This window comes from Paenibacillus sp. FSL H7-0357 (assembly GCF_000758525.1).
Lineage (GTDB): Bacteria > Bacillota > Bacilli > Paenibacillales > Paenibacillaceae > Paenibacillus_AQ.
In genome coordinates, this window is record NZ_CP009241.1 from 286,425 (window position 1) to 302,871 (window position 16,447).

Annotated in this window: 9 protein-coding genes; 5 read left to right on the forward strand and 4 right to left on the reverse strand. The window is 55.4% G+C overall.

Translation table 11 applies throughout. The annotated features are described in order from the left end of the window. Positions 1-37: 37 nt before the first annotated feature. The 3 genes from H70357_RS01325 to H70357_RS01335 are packed head-to-tail and all read left to right on the forward strand — an operon-like array spanning position 38 to position 5,611. On the forward strand, positions 38-1,753 hold the full coding sequence (locus tag H70357_RS01325; protein ID WP_038584864.1) for a DUF8769 domain-containing protein: 1,716 nt from the start codon (positions 38-40) through the stop codon (positions 1,751-1,753). A gap of 40 nt (positions 1,754-1,793) precedes the next feature. Then, positions 1,794-4,592 (forward strand): alpha-mannosidase, encoded by a 2,799-nt coding sequence (locus H70357_RS01330; protein ID WP_038584867.1) that lies wholly within the window; start codon positions 1,794-1,796, stop codon positions 4,590-4,592. Then, positions 4,589-5,611, forward strand: coding sequence for an HAD family hydrolase (locus tag H70357_RS01335; protein ID WP_038584870.1), 1,023 nt, complete (start codon positions 4,589-4,591; stop codon positions 5,609-5,611). Before H70357_RS01330 ends, H70357_RS01335 begins: the two co-directional genes overlap by 4 nt. Before the next feature lie 604 nt (positions 5,612-6,215). Here the strand turns inward: H70357_RS01335 and hflX are convergent. Continuing rightward, on the reverse strand, positions 6,216-7,484 hold the full coding sequence (hflX, locus tag H70357_RS01340) for a GTPase HflX (protein WP_038584872.1): 1,269 nt from the start codon (positions 7,482-7,484) through the stop codon (positions 6,216-6,218). Between the two features lie 704 nt (positions 7,485-8,188). Between hflX and H70357_RS01345 the strand changes: the two genes are divergently transcribed. Then, the gene (locus tag H70357_RS01345; protein WP_038584875.1) at positions 8,189-8,983 is read left to right on the forward strand and encodes a hypothetical protein; all 795 of its coding nucleotides are present in this window, start codon (positions 8,189-8,191) and stop codon (positions 8,981-8,983) included. Positions 8,984-9,007: 24 nt separating this feature from the next. On the opposite strand, the gene H70357_RS36850 is transcribed toward H70357_RS01345, so the two are convergent. The 3 genes from H70357_RS36850 to H70357_RS01355 are packed head-to-tail and all read right to left on the reverse strand — an operon-like array spanning position 9,008 to position 13,804. After that, the gene (locus tag H70357_RS36850; RefSeq protein WP_269322461.1) at positions 9,008-9,142 is read right to left on the reverse strand and encodes a hypothetical protein; all 135 of its coding nucleotides are present in this window, start codon (positions 9,140-9,142) and stop codon (positions 9,008-9,010) included. Beyond that, entirely contained in the window at positions 9,135-12,173 is a 3,039-nt protein-coding gene (locus H70357_RS01350; protein ID WP_038584878.1) for a DEAD/DEAH box helicase, read from the reverse strand. The genes H70357_RS36850 and H70357_RS01350 overlap by 8 nt, the downstream gene beginning before the upstream one ends. Then, positions 12,170-13,804 carry an SWIM zinc finger family protein gene (locus tag H70357_RS01355; RefSeq protein ID WP_038584881.1) on the reverse strand — a complete coding sequence of 545 codons (1,635 nt, stop codon included), beginning with the start codon at positions 13,802-13,804 and terminating at the stop codon, positions 12,170-12,172. Before H70357_RS01355 ends, H70357_RS01350 begins: the two co-directional genes overlap by 4 nt. A gap of 181 nt (positions 13,805-13,985) precedes the next feature. Here H70357_RS01355 and H70357_RS01360 point away from each other — a divergent pair, with 181 nt between their 5' ends. Further along, positions 13,986-16,304: a helix-turn-helix domain-containing protein gene (locus tag H70357_RS01360; RefSeq protein ID WP_038584884.1), complete on the forward strand. Its 2,319-nt coding sequence runs from the start codon at positions 13,986-13,988 to the stop codon at positions 16,302-16,304. Positions 16,305-16,447: the final 143 nt, after the last annotated feature.

Genomic DNA, 16,447 nt, shown 5'->3' on the forward strand with positions numbered 1-16,447 from the left:
AGCCAAACCGTTTTACCAGAGAAAGGCAGGGAGATCGATGAACAAGAGGACCGGCAATACCAATCAAGGGATAGACCAGCAGCAAATGCTGATCCGTAAAATGCGCATGCTGGAGTCCCGTTATGATCCGGAAATTTGCATGCTGCGCTCGCCGTTCAGCAGCCCGGGTTATCATACAACTCTGAAGCAGGCGGAGTTTATCCATTCCACCAGAGATTCGCTTTCGTATGCACTCGGGCTGCTGGATACCGAACTGGCTGAGATGGAGCAGCGGGCCTTTGATATTATCAGGCAGGTGATTTCCCTGCAGGATACGGACCGAAGCCATGCTACCTTCGGAATCTGGTCATGGTTCTACGAAGAGCCGCTTGCGCAAATGTCGCCTCCGGACTGGAACTGGGCCGATTTCTGCGGCAGCCGGCTGATTCAGGCGTTGTCGCGCCATGGCTGGCGCTTTCCGGAGGCTCTGCGTGAAGATGTCATACGCTCCATTGATTATGCCTGCGAGGCGATTATGAAGCGGAATGTCGGTCCGGATTACACCAATATTGCCATTATTGGAGCCTTCGTTACGAGAATTGCCGGGGAGCAATTGGGCCGTGAGGATTATGCCGAGTACGGCCTGAAGCGCCTGGAAAAATTGTATGCGTATACACAGCAGCGCGGGGCCTTTCAGGAGTACAACAGCCCGGTCTATACCTATATTGCTATTCTGGAGCTGTCCAAGCTGCGTTCCGAGACTACAGACAGCACGGTAAAAAGGCTCAGCGATGAGCTGATCGAGCTGACCTGGCAGACGGTCGCCGGGTATTATCATCCTGCGACCGCCCAGTGGTCCGGGCCGCATTCACGCTCCTATCAGACGCTTCTGAATGATCAGAGCAAGGCTTTTCTGCAGGTCGCAACTCAAGGGGAGGTTATGTTTTTTCCTTGGGAGGAGCTGCCTTATGAAGAGGAGTGGTACAAGAGCGGATTCTATTGCCCGGCCGCTTATCTGGATGCATTTAAGGTTAGGGGGACCAAAGAAGTGCGGCAGCTCTACGAAGGAAATGCGGGCGACGGCAGCGGCAAATGGGCGGTCACCTTTATGAACCCGCAGGTTAGCATCGGTTCCTTTACAGACAGTGACCTGTGGAATCAGAGAAGACCGCTGGTGGCTTATGTGGATAATAACGGTTCACCCTCCTATATTCAGCTCCGCTGTCTGCATGACGGCTATGACTATTGTTCCGCCCGTTTCAAAGCAAGACAGGATCAGGGGCATCTCCTGTTTGGAGTGGATTTTCTGACCAATGGGGGAGATACCCACCCCAACCTGGACCGCATCGACGGTGAGATTGAAGCCGGGGATTTCCGGCTGAGACTGGAGATCGGGGGCAGCCTGGACGGCATCTTTACCGAAACTGTAGAAGACGGGGCTGTGATCAAGATAGGAGAGACCGTCTTGCGTCTAACCACATGGTTCGCGGCATTCACGGGACATTCAGGAGCCAAGCGGAGCTGGGGCTGGGAGATTCACACGGGCGAGGATGCCATCCTGGTGGATATGGTGCTGTATTCCGGCCTGCGTAAAAGCATTAATTTCACCCATCTGCGGCAAGCGGCGTTTGTATTCTCTCTGGATATTCAGGAGGGCGGGGACATTCCAAGGCCGCTGGTGGAGATGACCAGCAGCGGCAGGCTGCGGATCAGCGGGAGCATAGAGGAGCCTGAAGCTTTCTCCCTGACCCTGCGCCCGGGTCCCGCAGAATGAAGTTCCCCGAGACTGGAATGACAAAGGAGATAGGAAGCTCATGAAACCAGACACCTCCCATATCAAACAAATCAAGGTTGTCTCTAATACACACTGGGACCGGGAATTCCGGCGGTCGTTTGAGCGGACCCGCCGGAATCTGCTGACCATGCTGGATACGACACTGGATATTCTCGCCGCTGATCCGGACTATGCGTCCTTTACGCTGGACGGCCATTCCATCCTGCTGGAGGATTATGTGGAAATGCGGCCGGAGCGCAGGGGACAGCTCGAACAGCTGATGCAGGAAGGGCGGCTGATCGCCGGCCCGTATTATACGCTAGCCGAGGAGTTCAGCATCTCGCATGAGGCGCTGGTCCGTAATCTGATCCTGGGCCGGAGCGTGGTGGAGAAATTCGGCGGTAAGACAGGAACGGTCGCCTACACCCCGTCCTCCTGGGGGCAGACCGGGCAGCTGCCGCAGATTCTCCAGGACTTCGGACTTGATAAAATGATGTTCTACCGCGGCATCTCCCACCACGAGGCCGATGCAGAATGGATCTGGAGTGCGCCTGACGGAACGCAGGTGCTTGCCAGCCGTTTTGGCCTGTATGCTCGTTATAACTGGTATTACCAGGTTCACCGTGCAGTGACCCGCGGTACGGTTTTTGACAAGACCTATCAGTGGGGCAAGGAGAATGACCTGCCTTTCCGGCTGTCGGATGCCTTGTCCGGAGAAGATCAGGCTTACGAGATTAAATCTCCGGTTGTCCAATATGACAAAGAGAAGTTGAAGCAGGCGGTCGAGGACATGATTGAGCGTGAAGGCCGCCACTTCACGACCGAAGTGTTTCTGGCGATGCATGGACACGATATTTCGGTAGCCCATCCTCTGGAATCGCAGATTATTGCCGATGCCCAGGAACTGCTGGGGGATAAATATAACATCGAGCAGACAGATCTGGAGGGCTTCTGGAACGAGGCGCAAAAACATCTGGACCGGGAACATCTTCCTGTCCTCACGGGGGAGCGCCGGTCTTACCTTAAGGAAGGCATGTGGACATTCCTGTTCCCGGGAACGATCAGTGCGAGAACCTACCTGAAGCAAATGGACTTCTTGGCCAGCAATGCGCTGGTGTATTATGCAGAGCCGCTCGCCTCTTTGGCCTCGGCGCTGGGGTCTGCCTATCCGGCAGGATACATGGAGCGGGGATGGCGGTATTTACTGTCCAACCACACCCATGATGCCAACGGCGGCTGTGCGCCGGACAACGTCTGCGCCGATATGGAGTACAGATACCGGAAAGCCGGCGACATCGGGGATATCGTTACGGAGGATGCGATGGCGTACATCGCCTCGCAGCTGTCACCCAAAGGCATGGAGCAGGATGAGATGCAGCTGGTAGTTTATAATCCATTGCCGATGGAACGGAATGCAGTCGTGCTGCTCGATTTGGAGGTGCCGAGAGTCAATGGGGCCCTTTCCGTCAGCCTAAGCTCGGCACTGGACCCGCTGGTAGAACGCCAAGCCATTGCCAGCGGCAATTCCAGCGTGTTCGTGGACAGCATTTGGGATGTGCCCACGATCCTGGAGAGCCGCCGCATCCGGTTGTTAGCCAGCTTGACCCGCCTGCCCGGACTCGGCTACCGGACGTACCGGATTGTGCCGGAGGCGCGCGAGCTGCGCAGCAGCGGCACACTGATTACAGGACCCGACACAATGGAGAATGAATTTCTGAAAGTGCAGGTGAATCCTGACGGGACGCTGGATCTGCACAATAAAACGACCGGCAGAAGCTACAGCAGCCTCAACTATTTGAGCGATCAGGGAGAGAACGGAAACGCCTGGAAGCATGTGTCTCCTCTGCATGACCGTAAATACAGCAGTCTTGGTGTGCCGAGCCAGGTAGCGGTAACAGTAAGCGGTCCCCTGAGCAGTACGATCGAAGCGGAGTATGAATTTGCGGTTCCGGCAGATTACGGGGACGGAGAGTCGCGCAGCCGGGTAATGGCAAAGCTTCCGGTGAAGGTAGCCTATACGCTGGAAAAGGGCGCCAAGCATGTACTTGTGAAGCTGACGGTAGATAATAGGGCCAAGGATCACTGGCTGCGCGCCAATTTCCCTACAGGGCTGCGTACCGGGGTCACTTGGGCCGACAGCCATTATGATGTGTTGTCACGGCCCATCCCGCTGCCGGATTCCACGGATTGGGCGGAACGGGCCGAAGGTACACATCCGCTGCGCACCTTTGCCGACATGACGGACGGAAGAGATGGACTCGCGGTTCTGCCCAAAGGGATCTATGAATATGAAGCCTTTGAGGATGAGCACAGCACCTTGGCGCTGACCTTAATCCGGGCCTGCCGGATCAAGCTGGCAGTGAGCGAAGAGAAGCTGACGGAGCTGCCCGATCAGGGCATTCAGTGCCCTGGCCTGCAAAGCTTCGAATACGCCATCCACGTACATGAAGGAGATTGGCAAGAGGCAGATCTGCTTGCACAGGCGGCGCAGCTGTACACTCCTGTACGGATCGCAGCCTCCGGCCGTGGGCAGGGCGCGCTTCCGGCAGAGGCCAGCTTCTTTACGCTGAATAACCCTGCCCTTCATGTCAGCTGTGTGAAGCAGGCGGAGGATGGCAGCGGAACTATTCTCCGGCTCTTTAACGGTTCGGATACGGAACAGAAGGCGGACATCACCTTCGGCATCGCCCCGGAGCAGGTGCAGTGCTGCCGGATGGACGAAACGCTTCTGGATGAGCCGGAGCTGCAGCTGCAGCTGGCTGCCAATCTCTTGACAGTGACGATACCGGCCAAGAAGATCGCCAGCTATAAGATCTCTATGGGGGTCTGGGCGAAATGACGGAGAAGAAACTGCCTGGATTTGGTCTTGGAATGTCACAGCTGGCCGCCGGCTTCTTTGAGCAGGAGAGCGGAGGAGATGGGTTATTCCGCAGGGGAGTTGGCGGTGTTGCCGCTATTCTGACACCGAAGGACCGTAAGACTGAGTTTATCGTATACGAAGACAAAACGCTTTGTTATGTAAAGTCTTCGATGGGTTCCCCAGCGCTGTATCCTTTTCACGATGCAGCTTTCGAGGGTCCGGCAGAAGCGGTGCTGATGGATCTGGACGGAACCAGTGTCCACAGCGAAGGCTTCTGGATGTGGATTATTGAGCAGACGGTGGCCCGGCTGCTGGGAAATCCCCGCTTCGCGCTGCGCCCCGAAGATGAGCCGCATGTCTCCGGCCATTCCGTGTCGGAGCATCTGCAGTACTGCATAGCCAAATATTGTCCGCAGCGCAGTGTAGAGGAGGCCCGGCAGCTTTACTTTGACATTACCCATTATGAAATGAATGAGATTATGCAGGGCCGGGGGAAGCCGGGGGCGTTTGTTCCTGCACCCGGTCTGGGAGAGTTCCTCCAGACCCTGAAATCTAAGGGCGTAAAGATTGGACTTGTAACCTCGGGACTGTACGAGAAGGCTTGGCCGGAAATTCTGTCAGCCTTCCGGGCGCTGGATCTAGGGGATCCTTTCGGCATGTACGATGCGGTCATTACGGCTGGGCAGACATTTCATCCCGGCCAGGCGGGCACGCTGGGGGAATTGTCGCCGAAGCCGCATCCCTGGCTGTATGCCGAGACGGCAAGGATCGGCCTGGGTCTGAGTACGGAGAAGCGCCGCCGGGTGGTCGGCATTGAGGATTCGGCGGCGGGTGTCATCTCGATCCGTCTGGCCGGATTTGCGGCGCTCGGCGTGACCGGCGGCAATATCCGCAGCAGCGGTGTGCTGCCCTTGCTGCAGCAGGAATTTGGTAGCCTGACGGAGATGCTTCCGCTGCTGCTTGGCGAGGCCGGTCCGGCAGCGGCTTTTGAGGCTTAGGGAGTGCATGCTGCGGGCGAAGAGTAGGAAGAGGAATAGGAATAGGAAGCAGAAGCAGAAGCAGAAGCAGAAGGAGAAGGAGAAGGAGAAGGAGAGGGAGAAGGAGAAGGAAGAGTACAGCTGATCTCAGGGAAGGCAGCCTCAATGAAGATACTGGTATCTATGAGGAAAGCGGCAAATGATGATTGCACCGGGAAAAATGCCCGCTATATTTGTGCAGACAGCCCTTTTGAGGGATATACAGGGAATACATGCCGCTAATATGGACTTATTCTTCAATAAAGCCTTTTTGTAAAATATTAGCGGGCACAATTTCCGTTAGGTATTTGATTGTCGGAGTAATCTCTATATAGCGGCAGTAAATCCCGCTAATGAATCCGTGAGCTGCAAAGTAGCAAAGTAGCAAGGTAGCAAGGTAGCAAGGTAGCAAGATAGCGAGGTAGCGAGGTGGCAGCGTCTTACGCATCACAAGGTGAAATTTGATCAGGGACTCCGAAAATATAATATAGAATGGTCTCCTCCATAGCTGTATTTAGTTAAACCACAAAGGAGCTTGCCCCTGGTCACCGGACCTGAGGCAAGCTCCTATTCTGTGTGCACCTTTTTATTGCGGGAGCTCGATGAAATCCCCGCGGAATCTTTCATAGTCGGCCGTTCTGCACTCCAGCTGAAGTTTTGTGCCTTGCTCTTCATAGCTAATCTTCTGAATATGCGCATGCTCGTTGAAGTACGAGACGACGCTGCCGCGATCGAACGGAACCAGAATTTCACACTGAATATAGTCATTGAAGACATGCCCCCGGATCAGCCCGGTAAGCTCGGAGATTCCGCTGTTCTGCTTAGCCGAAAGAATAACAGAATTCTCTTGGACAACAGGATAGGGCTGGTCCGTCAAATCCGCCTTATTGTAGGCATAGATCGTTGGAATGCCGTCTGCGCCCAGCGCCTTCAGGGTCTCGGTAGTTACCGCCATATGCTGCTCATGCTGCGGATCGGAAATATCGACGACATGAATCAGCAGGTCGGCCTCAGTCACTTCCTCCAGCGTGGAGCGGAACGCCTTGACCAGATGATGGGGAAGCTGGCTGACAAAACCTACGGTGTCCGTAAGCAGGAACGTTTTCTGGTCGGGCAGCTTAATGCTGCGGACCGAAGTCTCCAGCGTGGCAAACAGCATATCCTTGGCAAATACCTGCTTGCCTGAACCCGGATGATACGTCTCTACTATGACATTCATCAGGCTGGATTTGCCGGTGTTGGTATAACCGACAAGACAGATCACCGGGACTTCATTCTTGTGGCGCTGCTTCCGCTGAATCTGGCGCCTGGATACCTGGGTCTGCAGCTCCGTCTGCAGTGCCGAGATACGTTCTTCAATTCTTCTGCGGTCCAGCTCCAGCTTGGTTTCACCGGCCCCCCGGTTCTTCAGGCCCGCCCCGCCGCCTTGTCGGCCGAGGGACTCGCGCATTCCGGTCAGACGGGGAAGCATATACTGCAGCTGGGCAACTTCCACCTGCAGCTGAGCCTCCTTGGTTTTGGCCCGTTCGGCGAAGATATTTAGAATTAGAATCGTGCGGTCAATCACCTGGCGGTCCAGCGACGATTCCAGATTGCGGATCTGCGAAGGGGTCAATTCATCATTGAAGATAACAAGGGTATCTTCATCCTCCAGCATAAGGGACAATTCCTGAATCTTTCCTGTACCGATATAGTGGGAAGGATTGATCCGGCTGGCTTTCTGGCTGAGTTCCCCGATCACTTTGATGTTGCAGGCGGCGGCCAAATTGCGCAGCTCCTCCATGGCATAGGCGAAATTAGTTTCATTCTGCAGTTGAACCCCGACAATTACTGCGTGTTGTGGTGTGGATTCCATATATTTATCAACCTCCTAAAAGTTTTGTGAGCATAACCTCATTGAATAAGCTTCGTGCAAAACTGGCTTCGAAAGTACACACCTAGTTTTGTGAGTATAACCTCGTTGAATAGACTTCGTGCATAACTGGCTTCGAAAGCATAAAAAAGCACAGGCAATCAGCGGCCTGTGCTTAATATCGTAGAGGAAACAGAATAGGACTGGGAGCATCACAAAAGGATTGCAATGCTTCTTCCAGCTGGGCATAACCATAGAAGGTAAAGGGAAAGAACCGGCATCGGCAAAGGGGAATAGCTGCCTATTCCACCGCTGGTGCATGCGGTAATTCCTTGGCTATGGCTGTGCGAATTTCTAAAGGCGAATGCGGCGGAGCGTTCCCGGTCCGCTGGTTAAGCTGTGGGTTGCCTTTAAAAATGGATAGACCTATCCTGAGTCCTCTGCACAAGGCAGAGCTTTAGCGCTATTAAAAGCTGATTAGCCGCGTAAAGTACGAATCCGGATATAATCTATCACATTCATTTGCAACCCTCCGTTCCTAAAAGTTGTGTTCATTTTAGCACATCAGTCATTTTATGGCAATCCTGATCCTTTGCAAGCACCTTCTGGAATTTGCGGCTTTTTGGCCACTTGCCATTCAACCAGAAACTTCCTACCTTGTCTGCATATAATATACTAATTGTCTTAATAGGAAGGAGGGATGAGCCATGGCAGTTCTAACTACAAATACAATCACCAGGAATCCTACCGGCGTTTTAGGACCGATCAGCCAGGCTGTTATAAAAATTGTAAATAGCGGAACAGCCAAAGCAGTGGTCTATATAACGGGCCTCAACAATGATGTAAGTCCGGCAACCCTCTTTGCCCAGGAATTGTTCGAGGTGAACTACAGGGAAGTGGTGAGCAAAACTTACAATATCACCGAAAACTTTTTTCAATTTAATGTACTTTATTCTCAGGAAAAGCTGGGTGTTCAGATTTTTCTTGTGGATAGTGGAGGGAAGTGGTTTCCGGTCAGCCTGACGCAGCTTGCGGTCAGCCGGATTACCTCGGAGTTTCGCGATAACATCGCCGTAACCAGTACTGATTTCGCCGCAATCAGCTTCCGCAGAAATGGGGCGCTGACGATTCCGGAAGGGGTAGCCGCCGAGATCCGGCCTGACGGTGTGGAAATTCTGGCGTCAACGCCCATCCGCTACAAAATCGTGGCCGGCGGTACCGTTAACGGCAGCTTTGTTAATTTTCCGACACCGACTACCGATATTTCCGTGAATGACACGGCGCTGCAGGTGAATTATACCTGCTCGACGGTTACGGGCGGCAGAGTCATCACGCAGGGCCTGGGCTCCGGGATTTCCGGTGCTTATCAGGATGTGGTGGTCAATCTTCTGAATCAGCAGCTTTTTTATGATCTTCAGGAGGAACCGGTAACGCTTGTGGTCAGCTCGCTCGCCGGGGAGGATAATCTGGCAGCCACCTTTAGAATGGCGGAGCAATGGTAGGATTGGCTGCACCGGACAGCAGTCTTACTCCATAATCCGGGCATACAAAAAGAACACCGGCGCATGCAGCATGCAGCAGATGTTCTTTTTTTGCACGTTATAGGTGATGCCTGCTGCTTCAAGAGCTTGAAGGAAAGAGGAGAGGGCCGGGTCAGCCAACCCACTCCTGCCGCAGCGTGAACAGATCTTTCAGCGCATCTGTAGACAGCTCGGTAATCCAGCCCTCGGAGCCGGAGATCACATCATCGCTGAGCTGCTGCTTGCTCTCCAGCATCTCATCAATACGCTCCTCCAGCGTGCCGAGTGAAATGAATTTATGCACCTGCACATCCTTGGTCTGGCCCATGCGGTAGGCGCGGTCGGTGGCCTGGTTCTCCACAGCCGGATTCCACCAGCGGTCAAAGTGGAACACATGATTGGCCGCTGTCAGATTGAGGCCGACGCCCCCCGCCTTGAGTGAAAGAATAAAGACATTTGGCTGATCGGACTGCAGCTGGCCTGCCGCCAGCAGGTCCCCGCCTTCCTGCGGCGGCGTCTGGAATTGTTCGATCATCCGGTCGCGTGCCGTTTTGGACGTGCTGCCGTTCAAGTAAAGGACCGGCTCCTGCAGCTCCTGCCGAAGCACGGCCTGCAGCATTTTGCCCATGCCGACATATTGGGTGAAGATCAGGCAGCGTTCGTTCTCTTCACGCAGCTCCCGCACCATCGCCAGCAGCCGTTCGAGCTTCGAGGAACGCTCAATCAGGGACGTGGTATCCAGTTGGCCCTCGCCATCCGGATCAGGCAACGCCTCCTTCGTCAGCAGCATCGGATGGTCGCAAAGCTGCTTGAGGCTGGTCAACGCAGCAAGAATCGCCCCTTTGCGCTCAATGCCCTCCAGCTGCTTCATCCGTTCCAGCAGCCCGGTTACGTTCTGGTCATAGAGGGCGGCCTGCTCTGCCGTGAGATGAACATAGGTTTTCATCTCGTTTTTGTCGGGCAGATCCAGCTGGATGGCCGGGTCTTTCTTCTTGCGGCGCAGCATGAACGGCTTTACAAGCTTCTGCAGATCCGCCGTGCGCTCCGCATTGCGTTCCTTCTCAATCGCATTCGCGAACCGGTCCTGGAACGCTTTTGGACTGCCGAGATAGCCGGGTGTGATGAAATCGTATATCGACCACAGCTCGGACAGCTTGTTCTCGATTGGTGTTCCGGTCAGGGCGATCCGGTGCAGGGCAGGGAAGCTGCGCACCGCTACAGATTGCTTGGTTCCGGCGTTCTTAATATTCTGCGCCTCATCCAGGCAAACCGTAGCCCAAGTGAACTGCTTCAGCAGTTCCTGGTCGAGCGCGGCCGTGGCGTAGGAGGTGAGGACCACGTCGGCCTGGGAAGCGGCGCCGTAGAAGTAACCGGCATCGAGGCGCCTGCTTCCGTAGTGGAGCATGATGTTCAGGGACGGAGCGAACCGCTGGAGCTCTTTCTGCCAGTTGCCGAGCACCGAAGTCGGACAGATAATCAGCGACGGCCAGTCCGGCGGGTCGGTCTGCCGCCCGGGCCCCATTGCTGATGGGCCGGCTTCGCCCTGCTGTTCCCTCAAGTGGAGCAGGTAGGAGATCAGCTGCACGGTTTTGCCGAGGCCCATGTCATCGGCCAGGCAGGCGCCGAGTCCGAAGCGGCGCAGAAATACAAGCCAGGCATACCCTTCATGCTGGTAGCTTCTCAGCTCGGCATGCAGGCCAGCCGGTACCTCGGGCTTCGGCCAATCCGAGCGGTGGCCGAGCTGGCCAATCAGCCGGACCAGATGCTCGTTCAGCTCGACCTCCAGCCGGAAGCGGGCGGCATTCTCTTCCGCCTGCTCCGCCTCGGCCGCCTCGATGTCCTGCTCTTCGCCGCCGCCCAGCAGGTGCAGCTGGAGCACATCCTGAAAGGACAAGCCCTGGGACTTGTCCATCCCGGCCATGGCCCGCTGGATCTGGGCCAGCAGAGCGGGGTCAAGCGGAATCCACTTGCCCCTGAACTGCACGAGCCGCTCGCCGCGTGCGACCAGATCGGCGAACTCCGCCTCGGAGAGTTCGGCGTCGCCGATGGAGATGCGCCAGTCGAAATCGACCAGCGAATCCAGCCCGAACAGCGACTGGCCGCCGCTGCTTCCGCTGCCCTCGCCGGAGCTGATCTTGGCGCGCAGGCGGGGTTTCTTCCGGCTGGCGGCTTCCCACCACGCCGGAAGGAGCACCTGCCAGCCGGCTTCCAGCAGCAGCCGGCTGTCCACGGTCAGGAACCGCCAGGCGTCCCCGTCGCTGAGCGGTTCACCAAGCACATCGTCCCCGTGGCCGATGTGCTCCCCGGCCAGGCTTTCGCGCAGGCGCGACAGCCACCCGGACGCGCGCTCGTGGACGTGGGGCGTCCACGCTGCCGGCCACAGGCCATGCGGCTCGCCGTCCCCGGTGAGCCGCAGCGGCACAAGCGCGGATTCATCGCGCTTGTCCTGCAGGAGCAGCTGGAGCCGCCAGTACGACTTCTCGTCGTCCGGCTCCAGCAATTGCAGGGCCGGCCGGAACGGCGCCGTGTCCGCTTTCCAGCCGATGGACATCAGCCAGCTGTCGTCGTCCATGCCGGCAGTTGCCGCGCCCGCGCTGCTGCTGAACAGCAGCGGGTATTCGCTGCGCAGATCTGCGGCTTCGGCCTCGGTGCCGTAATACTGCTGGAACACCGCCGCCGAGAAGGCGGCGCGCATTCCGTCCGCAAGGTTCCGGCGCCCGGCAAGTCCGCGCAGGGCAGACTGTGCGCTCCCGCTGCCTTCCGCAGCCAGCTCCAGCGCCTTGTCATCCCAGTCCCACTGCAGCTTGCCTTCGCGATAGGCGGACAGGCTCGGCGCATACTTCTTCTCCGCCAGCAGCCCGGCGATGGCGGGCGCCAGCCCGGTCAGCAGTTCGGCGTCGCCCTGCCAGCTCCAGCCGACATGCCGCAGCAGCCTGCGCTCCGCAAAGAAGGGGATGACCTGCTCGGCAGGCAGAACCACAAGGTCAACCCCATCGGCGTTCTGGAGCGTTAACTCCGTTCCATAAAAAGACTCCTCATGCCAGGAGAACAGCTTCTGCTTAAGCTGAACACCGGGCACATAATCATCCCTGTCATCCACCCCGTAGATCAGCGCATCGCCATATTGGGTTAAGGCAAGCTGGACAGTAATATTTCGCATATATTTGCTCATGGGATCAGCTTTCCTTTCCGCAGCTCTTCCTGCAGTGCGCGCAGCCGGCTGTACCGGAAGGTGAAGGAATCCAGAAATTGTTCCCACCGCTCCTCGCGTTTCAGCTTTTTATAGAGCTTGGACAAGCGCTTTAACAGTTTTACAGCCGCTTTGTAGCCGTGCCGGTTCTTCTCCAGCACGAACCGTTCTGCCGCCTGATGATAGAACGGGAGCAGCAGCTCCGGCGCGTTTTTCTCGATCGGCTGGAGGTCGCTGACACGGAAATCGGCGGGTTCCTTGCCGGAGGAGAGCTGGTAATCCATCCATTCCTGCCAGCGCCCGTGGTCCAGCAGCATTTCTTCATAAATCTCCCGGGACAGCGGCAGCATGCCGATCAGCGTATCCCACATCCGGGATTCGGTCTCCGGCAGGCGGCGGACGGCTTCCTCCCAGTATCCGGCATAGTTCTTCAGGTTATATAGGCGGCTGGTCAGCAGAGGGCCGATTTCGGCCAGCCACAGAGCAAGGCGGGACCAATGTCCGGCCTCCGCCAGGGGAGCCAGAAAGCTCATCAGCTCGTCCGGGTAGAGACCCGGGCGTTCGGAAGCTTTGCCAAGCAGCTCCCAGGCGCCTTTGTCATCGTTCAGATAGAAATACATCCGGCTCTCCGCCAGTTGCTGCGAGTGGCGCGAGAGTGATATGCCGGCTTCCTCGCCGGTCTGGCGGAGCGCTTCCAGCTCTTCCAGGTACATAGCCGGGCCGCTTGCATTCGGTGCAATCCAGCCTCTCCAGATCAGATCGTAGCAGAGGGAGTAATAAGGCTGTTCCCGTGAACGGTCGCGCGGCTCATTCAGCATCTCACGCCGCAGATAGGCCAGCGTTTCGCTGACCCGGGGCCAGGCTTCCGGCTCTGCGGCGAGCGGCAGGCTGTTTTTCATGAGATCTGTTACCGCTTTTTGCAGCTCGGAGACAGCAACAGAGGTATAATAACCCAGAGAAGCACCTGCTCCCGGGACGTGAGGGCCTGCCGGTTTCAGTAAGCTTTCCAGCACAAAGAGATGGGCATGAAGCTTATATAAGAGCCCGGAGGCCGGAGGGAGCGCTGGAGTGGCCTCGGAGATGGCTGCCAGCGCCCTGTCGGTGTATTGGGAATTCCGCACGGTAGGCGCCAGCGGTGCGGTGAGCAGCGCTAAGTATTCACGCCACTGCTCCACATTTCCGGATGGAACCAGGGCAGCCAGCTCCTCCAGCTGCTCCTTGCGGCGGGCGGAGCCACCGGCAACGGGAGTCTCCTTGACTACCGGATTGCGGATCCATTGACTTGTCGTCTTGGCATTGGCCAGCATATGCACCAGCCGGCCCTGCTGCTCGGCATACTTCATTAATACAGCAGCCATATGCTTGCAGGAATGCTGTACCGGGCAGCTGCAACGGCTGGCGGACAGGGTATCCAGATCAATAGTTACGCTGTAGTCTTCCCCGCCTTCCACGAGCGCCAGAATGCTCCCGACTGAGATCATTTTGAACGCATGGACACGGTCCTGCTTATAATACTGAAATCCCCGTTTGAGGGTGATGTCACTGAATTGATAGGCTACGTCTGAAATAAGCTTGTCCCATTCCTGATCGGCCATGTAGAAATTTCGCTGCATCGCAATTGGTCTCCTGTAGCAAATTGGTCTTAACTCATTTTCTCATTATAACATTTGTGACGATCTTATCCTTAACTCCCTAAAATCTTAAAGAATATGACATGCTCCATATTGCCGTATAGGCGAACATGCTACTCTAAGGTCTGAACTAAGCGAACTGCGGAAGGATGAAGCTGCACCCATGCTGCGATTTAAATTAAAATACTTGCTGAACAATAAGCAGACCCGGCTGATTCTGATGCTGACATTCAGTGTATCTCTATTAATTACTCTAATTGGCCTGTTCTCCTATAGAGAGTACAGGAATGCGCTGGATACTGAGCTGAACACGCCAAATGTAGAGCTGCTGCAAATTAACATGGATGTGACTAACCGGGCATTCCGGGAATCTGATAATAAAGCGGTCGATCTGGCCTTTCACCCGGCCGTCCTTAAATATATGGATGCCGATCCGGCGGATAATGCGCTGGCGGCTGCAGAGCCGCAGAATTTCCTGAAGACGCTCGCTACGGAGCCGGATGTCCATGCCATCAGTGTAATCAAGTTCGGGGATCATTCCGTCGTCTCCAGCAATTACGGGTATAGAGCTCTCTGGGAAGAAGCACCGGAGCATGCCTGGAACTCATGGATTGATGAAATGAAACAGAAGCCGCTGCTGATTAAAAGAAGAGTATATACCGGCACGGATGCCCGGCTGACCGGCACGGAGCTGCTCTCGCTGGCCCGGCCGATTGTCCGGAACGGGGACGTCACAGGCGCGGTATTGATCGATCTGGACTATGACATGCTGTTCTCCAAAATGTACACCCATTTATCCAGCTATCAATTTGTATATAACCTGGAGGGAGAGCTGATTTACCCAAAGCTCAATCTGCCTTTCCCTCTGGCGGACATGAATAATGTGCTGTCGGACATTGATGTAAGTCCGTTTGCCCATGTGAAGCTTCAAGGCAAGGCCTATATGGCGAACCAGACGTTCTCGAATGTCACCGGCTGGCGGCTGATTTCCCTCGTTCCGATGGAGCAGCTGCTGAAGAATGTGAAGACGGCACGCAATATGATGCTGATGCTCTCGCTGATTTCGATCGCTGTTGGCTGCTCCGCTATTTATTATTACAGCTTTGCCGCATTCCGGCCGCTGAAGCGGATCAATAAACTCCTGATGCCCGACCAGAAGCTGGCCGGTCATGGAAATCTTTATGATTTGGAGCCGGTCATCGGCAAATTGGTCGGTGATTTTCAGAGCAAGTCGCTGGTGGCCGAATGGAGCCTGCCGGAGCTAAGGTCCAAATTTGTTAGCGATCTGATTACCCGGAGCATCGGGACGCAGGAGACGTTGACGAAATGGGAGCACTACTTTGGAGGCTGGAAGGAAGGGCCCTTCGTAATTCTGACGATCTCTGTAGACCGCCATTCTAAGTGGACCTCCGCATATGTGGAAGAGGATCAGCTGCTGCTTAAATATGCGATGAACAACATTGTATTTGAGTTCTTCGGGCCTGCCTGGCGGACGGTTACGGCCACTCCCCGGAAGGACAGCCTCGTGGTGCTGCTGCAGCCCAAAGATGATAACAGCGGCCATCTGCGCGAGGATGCCGGTAAGCTGATTGCCATTCTGTCCGACGTCTTAAAAGTATCGGTATCCATAGGCATCGGCGAACCGGTCTCCGCGATTTCACAGGTAGCCCGGTCCTACTCGGAGTCCGAGCTGGCTTTATCTTATCGTCTATATGAAGGCTACGGTCATGTCCGTGAGTTTTCGGCGAAGGAGAGCAAATATGAGGAAGGCGGCGCAGCGGCGGATGATGCCTGGCGGCTGGAAGTGCTGCATGCGCTGAAGTCTTTTGATGCAGCGACTGCCCTGCAATGGGTCCGCAAGTGGTCGGCTGATACCCGCAAGAAAGCCGTGCAGCCGCAAAAAGTTGTTCGTGTTGTAGATGATTTAATAGGAGAAATTCTAAATATGGCGACTTCCGGGGGTCATCCGCTGCCAGCCGAGCTGGCGGATTATACGTGGCATCAAGTGATGACGATGGATTTGTCCGATATTGAGGAGATGCTCTGTAGTATTGTTATTCATATGTCAGGTGTACTTGAAGTGCACAGACAGTCCAAAGAATATCTGATGGTACAGGAACTGATCCGGTACATGGAATCTCATTTGCAGGATAACATCGGACTGCAGGATATCGCTGCCCATGTCAAAATGGGCGTTTCCTCCGTAAGCACCATCTTCAAGGAAGAGACGGGTACGACACTATATGATTATTTGACCAACCTGAGAATAGATAAAGCCTGTGAATTGCTGCAAGGCAGCAGCCTAAAGATTGCCGAAATTGCTCTTCGGGTCGGATACCAGAATGAGAACAGCTTCATCCGTGCTTTCCGGAAGATCAAATCGGTTACACCGGGCAAGTTCCGTGAGAGCAGCAAATATCCCAATGAATATGCAGATCGGCCAAAACCGCGCCATTCCGGCGTTTCTGACGATTCAGAATAAGATTATACGATTGATGGCAACCCCCCGTTTACGTTAAAGTTCTATTTGAGAAAACTTTCACAGATTCGTGAATGAGACTGTGATTGAAGAAACTTGGGGGGTGAAGCGGCGCACGCATGGCAGTAGATCCATTGTGGCCTGCG

Excerpts from the sequence above, each read along its gene's own strand:
- H70357_RS01325 (WP_038584864.1), top strand. The coding sequence starts at position 38 with ATGAACAAGAGGACCGGCAATACCAATCAAGGGATAGACCAGCAGCAA.
- H70357_RS01330 (WP_038584867.1), top strand. The coding sequence starts at position 1,794 with ATGAAACCAGACACCTCCCATATCAAACAAATCAAGGTTGTCTCTAAT.
- H70357_RS01335 (WP_038584870.1), top strand. The coding sequence starts at position 4,589 with ATGACGGAGAAGAAACTGCCTGGATTTGGTCTTGGAATGTCACAGCTG.
- hflX (WP_038584872.1), bottom strand. The coding sequence starts at position 7,484 with ATGGAATCCACACCACAACACGCAGTAATTGTCGGGGTTCAACTGCAG.
- H70357_RS01345 (WP_038584875.1), top strand. The coding sequence starts at position 8,189 with ATGGCAGTTCTAACTACAAATACAATCACCAGGAATCCTACCGGCGTT.
- H70357_RS01350 (WP_038584878.1), bottom strand. The coding sequence starts at position 12,173 with ATGAGCAAATATATGCGAAATATTACTGTCCAGCTTGCCTTAACCCAA.
- H70357_RS01355 (WP_038584881.1), bottom strand. The coding sequence starts at position 13,804 with ATGCAGCGAAATTTCTACATGGCCGATCAGGAATGGGACAAGCTTATT.
- H70357_RS01360 (WP_038584884.1), top strand. The coding sequence starts at position 13,986 with ATGCTGCGATTTAAATTAAAATACTTGCTGAACAATAAGCAGACCCGG.